The 12,330-nt window shown below is 68.4% G+C and carries 9 protein-coding genes; 3 read left to right on the top strand and 6 right to left on the bottom strand.

Features of this window, described 5'->3' with window-relative positions; genetic code table 11:
* Positions 1-34: 34 nt before the first annotated feature.
* Positions 35-1,294, bottom strand: coding sequence for a beta/alpha barrel domain-containing protein (locus H516_RS21325; RefSeq protein ID WP_022889491.1), 1,260 nt, complete (start codon positions 1,292-1,294; stop codon positions 35-37).
* Between the two features lie 131 nt (positions 1,295-1,425).
* On the opposite strand from H516_RS21325, the gene H516_RS0109535 reads away from it, so the two are divergent.
* The 3 genes from H516_RS0109535 (at position 1,426) to H516_RS0109525 (ending at position 6,279) form a co-directional block, all read left to right on the top strand.
* Positions 1,426-1,692, top strand: a complete 267-nt coding sequence (locus H516_RS0109535) for a helix-turn-helix domain-containing protein (RefSeq protein WP_022889490.1) — start codon at positions 1,426-1,428, stop codon at positions 1,690-1,692.
* A complete protein-coding gene (locus tag H516_RS19415) occupies positions 1,689-2,966 on the top strand; it encodes a HipA domain-containing protein (protein ID WP_022889489.1) in 1,278 nt (425 codons plus the stop codon). The genes H516_RS0109535 and H516_RS19415 overlap by 4 nt, the downstream gene beginning before the upstream one ends.
* Before the next feature lie 112 nt (positions 2,967-3,078).
* Positions 3,079-6,279, top strand: a complete 3,201-nt coding sequence (locus tag H516_RS0109525) for a type I restriction endonuclease subunit R (protein WP_051138781.1) — start codon at positions 3,079-3,081, stop codon at positions 6,277-6,279.
* Between the two features lie 48 nt (positions 6,280-6,327).
* Here H516_RS0109525 and H516_RS0109520 read toward each other — a convergent pair whose 3' ends face one another.
* The 5 genes from H516_RS0109520 to H516_RS0109500 all read right to left on the bottom strand — a co-directional run bounded on the left by H516_RS0109520 (position 6,328) and on the right by H516_RS0109500 (position 12,276).
* On the bottom strand, positions 6,328-7,353 hold the full coding sequence (locus H516_RS0109520) for a LacI family DNA-binding transcriptional regulator (protein ID WP_026378626.1): 1,026 nt from the start codon (positions 7,351-7,353) through the stop codon (positions 6,328-6,330).
* A gap of 21 nt (positions 7,354-7,374) precedes the next feature.
* A complete protein-coding gene (locus H516_RS0109515) occupies positions 7,375-8,838 on the bottom strand; it encodes a glycoside hydrolase family 1 protein (RefSeq protein WP_026378625.1) in 1,464 nt (487 codons plus the stop codon).
* Between the two features lie 26 nt (positions 8,839-8,864).
* Positions 8,865-9,821, bottom strand: a complete 957-nt coding sequence (locus tag H516_RS0109510; RefSeq protein WP_022889485.1) for a carbohydrate ABC transporter permease — start codon at positions 9,819-9,821, stop codon at positions 8,865-8,867.
* Positions 9,818-10,849 (bottom strand): carbohydrate ABC transporter permease, encoded by a 1,032-nt coding sequence (locus H516_RS0109505; RefSeq protein WP_022889484.1) that lies wholly within the window; start codon positions 10,847-10,849, stop codon positions 9,818-9,820. The genes H516_RS0109510 and H516_RS0109505 overlap by 4 nt, the downstream gene beginning before the upstream one ends.
* Before the next feature lie 122 nt (positions 10,850-10,971).
* Entirely contained in the window at positions 10,972-12,276 is a 1,305-nt protein-coding gene (locus H516_RS0109500; protein WP_026378623.1) for an ABC transporter substrate-binding protein, read from the bottom strand.
* Positions 12,277-12,330: the final 54 nt, after the last annotated feature.

Raw genomic sequence — 12,330 nt, 5'->3', positions numbered from 1 at the left:
CTGCTCTGCATGGTCCGACCCCGGCCCACCCGAGCTACACCCGCGCCGCATCCATCCGCTTGATGAGCGACGGGCGCCGCGCGTACTTCGCCCGCAGGTGAGCGAGCAGTTCGTCGCCGAACTCCGGCATCCCCGCGCGCACCGCGGCCTCGCGCAGCTTCTTCATGCGCCGCACCGCACCCGGGTAGACCCGCGTGTTCGCCTCGACGAGCCGGTCGTCGATGAGCTGCGCCATCACCGGCAGCGCCGCGGCGGGGTCGATGGGCAGGTAGCGGTCGACGAGCTCGTCCCACCGGTCGGGGTCCAGCCGACCCGTCGCCTCGTCGAGCGAGCGCAACGCTTCGCTCCACGCGCGGCGCACGTCCGAGGCATCCATCAGATAGGCGATCAGCTCCCATGGGCGGGCTCGCATCCGCTCGATCGCCGCTTCGCGCCGTGACGGCCAGGATGCCTCGTCGGCACGTTCGAGCGCCGATGCATTCGCCGCGGTGGGCCAGCGTTCGAACACCTCGGTCGCGACATCCGCCGCCTGTGCAGGGTCGGCCTCGACGGCCAGCGTACGCCACAGCTCGCCGCACTCCTGCTGCTGGTGCGGCCCGCCGGGCAGGGTCATGCCCTCGTGCGCGACCGCCGCGGCCCGCGCGGTGAAGCCTGCCTCGGCGAGGGCCTTCGCGGCGTCGGCTCGTCGGTGCGCCTTCGGCAAGTCGCCGCCGTGGGTGCGCACGATCGCCTCCTCGTCGCGGTGCAGCACGGCGAGTCGCTGCATGTTCGCAAGCACGGCATGGCGGGCGAGCCACTCGTCGTCGTGCGAGAACTCTGCGTCGGGGCGACCGTCGAAGGGCAGCGTGAGCGCCGCACGCCGCACGAACAGCTCGGATTCGAACCGTGCGACACCTTTCTCGCCGAGCGCGTCGGCATAGTCGACGACGTCGAGCTCGAAGTACTCGCCGAGCTCGCCGAACTGCTGCTTCTGAATCCAGGCGACGAGCTTCGCGGGGGCCGGCGGCGCCTCGGCGCAGAGCTTCGCGTGCAGCGCGAGCAGCTTGTCGATCACGACCTGAATGAGCCCGCCCGAATCGTCGGCGCGCATGAGCACGCGGAAGGTGCTCGCGATCGCCTTCTGCACCACCGGGATGACGCCGGCCGCACCGTAGTCGTCGGCCATGTCTTGCAGCAGCTCGACCGCGTTCTCGGCCTCGAAGGCGTAGTCGCTGACCTTGCGCCAGTTGTAGAGATCGCGCGAGGTCGTGCGAAAGTCGGCGAGCACATTGGGGATGTCGCGGGCGAGGGTCATGCATCAAGGATGGCATTTGTGCGGAACCTCTCGCCTTGCCCGCCGAAGCCGAGTACGTTTAAACGCACTTCACAGAAAGTGTGTTTAAACGTACAATTCGAGATGTGCGGTAGAACGCACAAGGAGGCGATATGCAGATACCGGTTTTCAGCTCACGCGAGCTCGGCGCCGCAGTGCGGGCAGTTCGTGAACGTCGCCGACTCTCGCAGACCCAGCTCGCGCAGCAGGCTGGGGTCGAGCGACCCTGGCTGGTCAGGCTTGAGACCGGCAGGCTCGACAATCCGACGCTCGGCAAGGTGCTCGATGTCGTCGATGCGCTCGGATGTCAACTCGAACTCGCGATGAAAGCGGACCCTGCAGGCGAGCCGAGCCTCGACGAACTGATGGGGCGCTCATGAGTGCGCAGCGGTCACGCGGTCGCGAGCTGGTCGCCTACATCGATGGGGAGCAAGTGGGGCTTTTCACTCAGAACGCCGCGGGAGCCATCGAGTTCGTCTACGGCGAAGACCGCCGACCCGAGATGACACGGCTCTCGATCTCCATGCCGTCGATCGGCGGCGCGCGCTACGGCAATCGAGTTGCGAGACCGTTCCTTCAAGGATTGCTCAGCGACAACCCCGAGACCCTCGAGGCGCTCGCTGCGGCGCATCATACGAGCCCGGGGCCGATGAACCTTCTGCGGTACGTCGGCCGAGACACGGCCGGTGCGCTGCAGTTGTTACCGCCAGGTGTCCATTCCGACGACGCTGCTCTGCGAACCGGTGACGTCCGATATCTCGACGACTTCGACGACCTCATCGCCGATGTGGCCAGCGAAGCCGGCGACTGGGTGCGCAATCGAGACGAGATTCGTTGGAGCCTTGCAGGGGCGCAACCGAAGGTCGCGCTCTACCGCGCGGCTGACGGGCGCTGGGGTGTTCCGCAAGACTCGACACCGACCACCCACATTCTCAAGCCCGCCGCACGAGGCCGGCGCCACGATCTGAATGAATTCGTCACTATGCGGGCTGCGCGAATTCTCGGACTCGACGTCGCCGACCACGAAATCCTGACCACCGAGCGGGGTGACCATGTGTTCATCGGCCAACGCTACGACCGAGTCGTGGTCGATGGCGCCCTCCGCAGATTGCACCAAGAGGACTTCGCTCAGGCGCTCGCCGTCGATCCCGCCTACAAGTACCAGATCGATGGTGGACCTGGTGTCGGCGACTTCGCACGCGTCCTGAATGCGTTCCCGGCGACCGTTCGTGAAACCGCCCGCATGCGTCTCTTCGAGGCGCTGGTCTTCTCGATCGCGAGCGTGAACACCGATGCCCACGCCAAGAACTATTCCGTCATCCATTACCGGACGCAGATGCGACTTGCACCGCTCTATGACCTCGGCAGCAATGTGCTGTACCAGGGAGGGCAGCCGATCACCTCCGCGGTGACGATGGGCGGAGAGCGCGTCATGGACCGGATCGGGCGACGTGAACTACTCAAGGTCGCCAAGACGCTCGGACTCGAGGCTGAGCGCGCGGAGGGCGTGATCGAACGAATCCGAAGCGGGGTCGCAGCCGCCTATCTCAGCGCACGTGATGACGTTCTGACTGATCCCGCAGGGTCGCAATACGTGGCCGAACTCGTCGACGCGATCGCCGCCAGGGCGAAGGCCCGCGGCTGGATCGGCTGATGACCCACGTTATCAGCGCCCTGCGAGTACGTCGGTGGGATGCCTCATACGCTGGCCACGAGGCATCCGTCATCGAAATCGGGCGGAACGAGCGAGAAGCAAGGGAGTGCGCGTGAGCGGATACAGCGAGGCCCAGTGGGAGCAGGACCTGCTCGACCAGCTCGCCGAGCCGCTGCTCTGGCAGACCAAGCGGGGTGAAGAGATCGCGCCCGGTTCGGGCGAGCGCGACAGCTGGGACGACCTCGTCATCCGACCGCGGCTGCTGCAGGCGATGCAGCAGCTCAACCCGGCGGTGCCGGCGCCGTACCTCGAGCAGGCACTCGCCGAAATCGTCACGCCGAGCTCGCAAGATGCGATCACCGAGAACCAGCGCATCCACAAGATCCTCATCGACGGGTACCGGCTGAGCTACCTCGATGTCGACGGCACCGAACGGCACCCGTCGATCCGCCTCGTGAGCCCCGACCCCGACCGCAACGACTGGCTCGCAGTGAACCAGGTGACGATCCGGCGCCCTTCGACAGGCTCAGGGAGCGAGGGGATGCGCCGCTTCGACCTCGTGCTCTACCTCAACGGCATGCCGGTGTCGATCATCGAGCTGAAGCGAGCCGGAGCCGGCGAAGCGGATGCCTCGTCGGCGCACGCCCAGCTCGCGAGCTACCTGCGCGAGTTTCCGATGGCGTTCCGGTTCTGCGTGTTCACCCTCGCAAGCGACGGGGTCGACGCGATCTACGGCACGCCGTTCACCCCGCTCAACCACTTCGCACCGTGGAACGTCGACGATGACGGGCGCCCGGTCGAGGCGAACCGCATCGTCGCCGGCGAGGTGGTGACCGCGCTCGAGGACGCGGTCGACGGCCTCTACAACCAAGAGCGCTTCCTGCAGCTCATGCGCGACTACACCGCCTTCGACGAGGGCGACGACGGGCTGTCGAAGCGCATCGCGAAGCCGCACCAGTACTTCGCCGTCGCGAAGGCGGTGGGCACCACGATCGACGCGGTGCGCACCAACGGCAAGGCCGGCGTCGTCTGGCACACCCAGGGCTCGGGCAAGTCGATGGAGATGGAGCTCTACACGGCGCTCGTCATGCGCGAGCCCGCACTGAAGAACCCGACCGTCGTCGTCATCACCGACCGCAAAGAGCTCGACGGCCAGCTCTACGAGGGCTTCGCCCGCAGCCTGCTGCTGCCCGAGAAGCCGAGGAAGATCCGCCTGCGCAGCGAACTGCGCGACGAGCTCGCCAACCGGGTCACCGGCGGCATCCTGTTCACCACGCTCCAGAAGTTCGGGCTCAGCATCGACGAGAAGCGCACGGGCCAGACCCATCCGCTGCTGAGCGACCGGCGCAACATCATCGTCATCGTCGACGAGGCGCACCGCAGCCACTACGACGACCTCGACGGCTACGCCCGCCACCTGCGCGACGCCCTGCCGAACGCGACGCTCATCGCGTTCACCGGTACCCCGGTCTCGTTCGACGAACGCGATACCCGAGAGGTGTTCGGCGACTACATCGACATCTACGACCTCACTCGCTCGGTCGCCGACAAGGCGACCGTGCCGGTGTACTTCGAGCCGCGGCTCATCAAGGTCGCTCGTGCCGACGAACTCACCGAGGAGGCGATCGACCTCGCCGCCGACGAGGCCACGATCGGGCTCTCCGACGACGAGCGGGCCCGGCTCGAGGCATCCGTGGCCGTCGTGAACGCCGTCTACGGCGCACCCGAACGCCTCGAAGCGCTCGCCGCCGACCTCGTCACCCACTGGGAGGAGCGGCGCGCGCGAATGCAGCCGTTCATCGCGAGCCCCGGCAAGGCGCTCATCGTCGGAGGGACCCGCGAGATCTGCGCCCTGCTCTACGACGAGATCGTGAAACTCAGGCCCGACTGGCACTCCGACGACCTCGCCGGCGGGGTCGTCAAGGTGGTCTACTCCGGGGTGCCTGCCGACCCTTCGCCCATTGTCGAACACGTGCGGCGCGACAGCGCGAATGCCGCGATCAAAGAACGGCTCAAAGACGCGGATGACTCGCTGGAGCTCGTGATCGTCAAAGACATGATGCTCACCGGATTCGATGCGCCGCCGCTGCACACGCTGTACCTCGACCGGCCGCTGAAGGGCGCGTTGCTCATGCAGACGCTCGCCCGGGTGAACCGCACGTTCCGCGGCAAAGAAGACGGGCTGCTCGTCGGCTACGCGCCGGTTGCCGAGAATCTCGCCGCCGCGCTCGCCGAGTACACGGTGACCGACCGTGAAGAGCGGCCCGTCGGGCGCGACGTCGACGAGGCGGCCGCGCTCGCGATGCAGATCGTCGGCGAGGTGCGCAGCCTCGTCGCCGGGTTCGACTGGAGAGCCGTGCTCGCTGCGGGCGGGCCGAAGCCGTACCTCAACGCCGTCGCCGGCACCGTCGACCACCTGCGCGACGCGCGGAACCCGCTCAACGACCCGGCGCTCGGCGCCGACACGCTCGCCGCCCGCTACCGGCGGCTGTCTGGCCAGCTCGCCCGCGCCTGGGCGCTCGCCTCGGGGCGCAAGACCCTCGGCGAGGTGCACGACGAGCTCGCCTTCTACCAAGAGGTGCGGGTGTGGATGGCCAAATACGACGCGGCCGAGCGCAAGGCGTCGGGCCAGCCGATTCCCGAAGAGGTGCAGCGACTGCTCGGCGGGCTCATCGCCGAGGCGACTGACGCGGGCGGGGTCGTCGACATCTACGAAGCGGCCGGGATGCCTCGGCCCTCACTCTCCGACCTCACCCCCGAGCTCGTGCGAACCGCTCAGGCGGCGCGCAATCCGCAGCTCGCGATCGAGGCGCTGCGCGCCCAGCTGCTCGAGGAGTCGGCCGCGGTCACCCGCGGCAACGTGATCCGCCAGCGAGCGTTCTCAGAGCGCATCGCCGAGCTGATGAACAAGTACACGAACCAGCAGCTCACCTCGGCCGAGGTCATCGCCGAGCTCGTCGAACTCGCGCGTGAGGTCGCAGCCGAGGGCAACCGCGGAGCATCCTTCTCGCCGCCGCTCGACGACGACGAGCTCGCCTTCTACGATGCGGTCTCGCAGAACGAATCGGCCGTGCTCGAGCAGGGCTCGGGCGTGCTGGCGGAGATCGCCCGCGAGCTCGTCGCGATCATGCGCCGCGACGTGCGCACCGACTGGACGGTGCGCGCCGACGTGAAGGCGAAGTTGCGTTCGTCGATCAAGCGGCTGCTGGTGCTGAAGGGGTACCCGCCCGACAAGCAGCCCGAGGCGATCAAGCTCGTCATGGACCAGATGGAGTCGATGGCGCCGCGGTATGCGGAGGAGCGGGCGGGCTGATGGCGGCATCGGTCGATGTGGGAGTCCTGGGAAGAACTGGAATGGGCCCTACGCCGACTCGCGCACCACGAGCTCGGTCGGCAGGATCGTCGCGTGCGGCACCTCGGTTTCACCGGCGATGAGTCGGAGCAGCACGTCGGCCATCGCGGCGCCCGCCGCCTCGGAGGGTTGTGCGACGGTCGTCAGCGGTACGGGCCCGGCGACCGCCGCCGGGCTGTCGTCGAAGCCGAGCACGGCGACGTCGTCGGGTACGCGCAGGCCGCGCTCGCGCAGTTCGCCGATCACCCCGGTCGCCATGAGGTCGCTCGCGACGAACAGCGCGTCGAGGCCGTCGTCGCCGACGCGGTCGAGCAGACGTCGGGCGGCGAGCGCCGCCCCGGAGGACGTGAAGTCGGCGGTCTCGAACAACTCGTCGGAGAGGCCGGCACCGCGCACCGCGTCGAGGTAGCCGTCGAGTCGGTCGATGCCGGCCGGCATGTCGACCGGTCCCGAGATCGAGCCGATGCGGCGATGCCCCCGGTCGATGAGGTACTGGGTGCCCGCCGCGGCGGCGGCACGGTTGTCGACGTCGACGAAGTAGTCGTCTTGGCCTGCTGCGAGCGCCGGCCGGCCGCCGAACACGAGCGGCACCGCCGGCCGGGTGTCGGCGAGGATCGCATCGCCCACGTGGTGCGAGATGACGATCGCCCCGTCGACCACGCCCGAGTTCAGGTAGCGAAGCGTCTTCTGGTGCGGGTCGGTCGAGGCGACGAGCAGGTTCAGCACGAACTCGCTGTCGTCGACGCGGCTCGTGATGCCCTTCACGATCGTCGCGAAGTAGGGGTCGCTGAAGAACCACGTCACGTCTTCGGGCACCACGAGGGCGATCGCGTTCGACGAGCGCCGCGCGAGCGAACGCGCCGCACGGTTCGGCACATACCGCAGCTCGGCGACGGCGGCGTTCACCGCCTCCACGATGTCGGCGCTGACCTTCGGCGAACCGTTGACCACCCGGCTCACGGTCGCGCGCGAGACGCCCGCCACGCGGGCCACCATCTCGAGCGTCGGGGGCGATCCCGCGGCATCCATCGCCATGTCGTCAGTCTAGGTCGACGGTCACAGCGCGCGGTCGCGGATGATCCGCGAATATTCGCGTCCGCTGTGCTTCACCGTGCGCACCTGGGTGTCGTAGTCGACGTGCACGATGCCGAAGCGCTTGTCGTAGCCCCAGGCCCACTCGAAGTTGTCGAGCAGCGACCAGTAGAAGAACCCGCGGACGTCGACCCCGGCGTCGGCGGCGTCGAGGGTCGCTGCGAGATGCGCGCGAAGGAACTCGGCCCGGTCGGCGTCGTCGATGCGGATGCCTCCGGCGCCCGCGTCGACCGTGACGGCGTCGTCGTAGGCGGCGCCGTTCTCGGTGACGTAGAGCACCGCGCCGGCAGCGGCGGCGTAGTCGCTCCAGATGCGTCGCAGCAGCCGGGTGAGCCCTTCGGGCTGCACCTCCCAGTTCTGCGCCGTGCGGGCAAGGCCCCGCTCGACCGAGTGCAGCCCGTCGGGCGCCGGGTAAGGGCTGCGCGTCGGGCGCGCGTTCGCGGGGGCGCCCGAGGCCGGCGTGTCCGCCGGCGCGGGCGGCTCGGCCGAGACGAGGTCGCCGTGGTAGTAGTTCACGCCCAGTGTGTCGATCGGCGTGGCGATCACCTCGAGGTCGCCGTCGTGGACAGCGGCCTCGAATCGCTCGACGGCCGGGGCGTCGACGGCCCGGATGTCGTCGATGACGTCGGCCGGGTACGAGCCCCGGAAGATCGGGTCGAGGAACCAGCGGTTGAACTGCCCGTCGAGGCGCCGCACCGCATCGATGTCGGCGGGGTTCTGCGGGTCGGCCGGGTCGGCGACGGTGTGGTTCAGGGTGAGGCCGAGGTCGAGCGAGGCGTCGCGCGCCCGCAGTTCGCGCACGACCTGCCCGTGGCCGAGCAGCAGGTGGTGCGAGGCGAGCAGTCCCTCGGCGACGCTCTGGTGCCCCGGCGCGTGCTCGCCGCCCGTGTACGAGAGGAACGACGCGCACCACGGTTCGTTGAGCGTCGTCCAGGTGGTGACCCGGTCGCCGAGCGCGTCGTGCAGCGAGAGCGCGTACTCGGTGAAGCGGTCGCTCGTCTCACGCGCGGTCCAGCCGCCGAGCTCCTCGAGCGCCTGCGGCAGATCCCAGTGGTAGAGCGTGAGCCACGGCTTGATGCCGGCGCCGAGCAGTTCGTCGACGAGGCGGGAGTAGAAGTCGATGCCGAGAGGATTCACCGCGCCGCCGTCGGGGCGCACACGCGCCCACGAGGTCGAGAAGCGGTACGTCTGGAGGCCGAGCTCGCGCATGAGCGCGACATCCTGCGGCATCCGGTGGTAGTGGTCGCAGGCGATGTCGCCGTTGTCGGCACCGAACACGGCGCCGGGAACGCGCGCGAAAGCATCCCAGATGGACGGGCGGCGGCCGTCTTCGAGCGCGGCGCCTTCGATCTGGTACGCGGCAGTGGCCGCGCCGAACAGGAACTGCTCGGGGAAACGGCGGCGCGTGGCATCCGTCGTCGTGGTCATGGGGTGGTCCTCTCGGATCTCGACGGTCATCCCTTCACTGCTCCTGCCATGATTCCCGAGATCAGTTGCTTGCCGGCGACGAAGAACAGGATCAGCAGCGGAATCGTCGCCATCACCGCGCCGGTCAGCACGATCGAGTAGTCGATGTAGAAGCCCGACTGCAACTGGCTGAGCGCGGTCTGCAGGGTGGGGTTCGAGGGGCTCAGCACGATGAGCGGCCAGAGGTAGTCGGTCCAGGCCGTCATGAACGTGAACAGGCCGAGGATCGCCATCGCCGGTCGCGCCGCGGGCAGGCCCACGGTGAGGAAGGTGCGGAACTGGTTGGCGCCGTCCATGCGTGCCGCCTCGATGAGTTCGTCGGGGATGACGTCGATGAGGTACTGCCGCATGAAGAAGACCCCGAACGCGGTGACGAGCGTCGGCACGATGACGGCGCCGATCGTGCCGGTCCAGCCGAGCTCTTTCATGATCATGAAGAGCGGAATGATGCCGAGCTGGGTCGGGATCGCCATCGTCGCGACGACGAAGACCATCAGCCCGTCGCGACCCTTGAACCGGAGCTTCGCGAAGGCGTACCCGGCGAGCGTCGAGAAGGTCACGACCGAGATCGTGATGATCGTCGAGATCAGGATCGAGTTGCCGAGCGCGAGCCAGAACGGGATGGCGTCGAGCACCTTCTGCGCGTTGGCGAGGAAGTTTCCGCCCGGGATCAGGGGCAGGGTCTCGCCACGCGTCCTGTTGGTGCCGCTGCCGACGACGAAGGACCACCACAGCGGGTAGGCGCTGCCGATGAGGAACGCGGTGAGCAGGCCGTAGGTGAGGAACCCGGGTCGGCTGCCGAGGCCGGCGGTGCCGCCCTTGCCGCGGCGACGTCGCCGGGGGTCGATCGGGCGCCCTCCGGTGACCTCGGGGTGGGCGGCGGTCTCGGGGGCGACCACGTCGACCTCGACCGCGGGAATCGGCTGGGGGGTGGCGGTGCTCATCGGTTCCCTCCTCGGGCGAGCGCGCGACGGGTTCGGCGGTTCGGGCGACCCTCTCCGGTGGCGATCCGCCGCGAGATCAGGAAGTTCACGAGACCGAAGCCCACGATCAGCAGGAACAGCAGCCAGGCCACGGCGGCGGCCTCGCCGAAGTCGCGGCGGAAGAAGGCGAGCTCCCACATGAACAGCACGGTCGTCTGGAACTGGCGGTCGCTGCCGCCGATGCCGCCCGCGCTCGATACGTCGAAGAGTCGCGGCTCGGCGAAGATCTGGAGGCCGCCGATCGTGGCCGTGATGATGACGAAGATCAGGGTCGGGCGGATCGACGGGATGGTGATCGAGAAGAAGCGGCGGATGCTGCCGGCGCCGTCGATCGCGGCGGACTCGTAGAGGTCGCGCGGCACGGACTGCATCGCGGCGAGCAGGATGAGGGCGTTGTAGCCGGTCCAGCGGAAGTTCACCATCGTGGCGATGGCGAAGTGGCTGAGGAAGGTGTCGTGCTTCCACGCCTGGTCGGGGATGCCGATGAGGTTCAGCAGGTTGTTCGCGAGACCGTCGGCCTCGTTGAAGATGCTCGAGAAGATGAGGGCGACCGCGACGGGCGTCACGACGAAGGGCAGCAGCACGCCCATGCGCCAGAAGGTGGGGGCGCGCAGGCCCTGGTCGAGCAGATACGCGACGACGATGGCGACGATCAGCTGGGGGATGGCCGAGAGCAGGAAGATGCTCACGGTGTTGAAGATCGAGTTCCAGAACATGCCGTCGCCGAGGATCTCGACGAAGTTGTCGAGCCCGACGAACGGGCCCTGGCCCTTCAGCAGGTCCCACTCGTGCATCGAGACGACGAGCGTGTAGGCGAGCGGGAAGAGGCCGACGAGGGCGAAGAGGAGGAAGAACGGTGAGACGTAGAAGTAGGGGGAGGCCTTCAGGTCGAACCTGGACAGTCGCTGCCTGAACGTCGGTCGGGGCGGGCCCGCGGGCGGCGGGGTCGGCGCCGCGTCCGCGCGGGGGGTGCGGAGCGTGGTGGTCATCTGGAAGTCCTCTCTGGAACCGCAGGTCGAGTAGGAGCGGAGCGACGTATCGAGACCCGAGATCGGGTCACCGGGTCTCGATACGCTCGCTGACGCTCGCTACTCGACCTGCGAGGGGCCGATCAGTCCTCGACGAGCTCGTGGAGCAGCTCGATGGCCTGGTCCCACCCGGTGGTGGCGTCGACCTCACCGCGGTCCAGTGCGTCGAGCACGGGGCCGAACACGTTCTCCTGGATCACCGAGTCGTCGGCGCCCTTGAACTGGGCGACGATGCCTTCCGCGCGCTTGGCGAGGATCGCGCCGGTGGGCGCGTCGTTGAAGAACTCGTTCGGCTCGGCTGCGGACGCGAGCTCCTCCTGGGCGCCGAGCGTGCTCGGGAAGTTGCCGGCGGCAGCGGACTGCTTCACCTGCTGCTCCGGCTGGGTCAGCCAGTCGGCGAGCTTCGCGGCCTCCTCCTTGTGCTTGCTGGTCTCGGGGATCGAGAGCCATGCGCCGCCCCAGTTGCCCTGGCCGCCGGGGAACACGTCGGCGAAGTCCCAGCCGGTCGAGGCGTCGGCGCCGCCGGCCTCTGCGCTGCCCTGGATGACGCCGAGCATCCAGCCCGGGCAGACGGCCGTCGCGAAGGTGCCGTCGACGAACGACTTGCCGCCGTTCCAGTCCCACTCCGCCTGGGCGCCCGAGAGGCCGTCGCCGACCGCGGCGGCGAGCAGGTCGAAGCTCGCCTTGAGCTCCGCGTTGTCTTCGACGTTCAGTTCGCCGTCGCTCGTGTAGTAGCCCTCGGGCATCTGGTTCACGATCGAGTTCCAGACGAAGCCCGACTGGTCGAACCACGCCTTGCCGGTCGCCGCCTGGTACTGGCGACCGATGTCGAAGTAGTGCGCCCAGTCGCCCTCGAGAAGCGCGGCGACCTCTTCGCGGTCGCTCGGCAGACCGGCGGCTTCGAACGCGGGGCCGTTGTAGCAGAGACCCGTCGGGCCGACGTCGGTGCCGTAGCCGATGACCCGGCCGTCGGCGTCGGTCGCCTGGTCGTACTTCCAGTCGACCCAGTCGCCCTTGCGGTCCTCGATGCCGTATTCGGTGAGGTCGACGAACTGGTCCGAGACCTCCATGATCGCGCCGAGCCAGCCCTCCTCGATCGCGACGACGTCGCTGAGGCCGGAGCCCGCGGCGATCTTCGTGAACGCATCGGTGCGGGCGTTGCCACCGGTGTCGATGTTGGTGGCCTCGATCTTCACGCCGGGGTTCGCTTCCTCGTACTCGGTGTAGAGGTCGTCGTATCCGAACGTGCCGAAGGTGGTGACGGTGAGGGTGATGTCCTCGCCGTCGGAGCCCTGGTCGCCACCCGTCGAGCATGCGGTGGCGAGGAGGGCGATGGATGCCGCGCCGGCGAGGGCGACGGCACCGCGGGTGCGTCGTGAGAGCTTCACGGTCACTCCTTTGTGTGCGTGGATTGTGGTTACGGGATGTGTATCGGTGCCAAG

It is taken from the genome of Agromyces italicus DSM 16388 (assembly GCF_000421545.1).
Lineage (GTDB): Bacteria > Actinomycetota > Actinomycetes > Actinomycetales > Microbacteriaceae > Agromyces > Agromyces italicus.
Note: the sequence above shows the minus strand (reverse complement) of the source record. Positions and strands in the feature narration are given on the sequence as shown.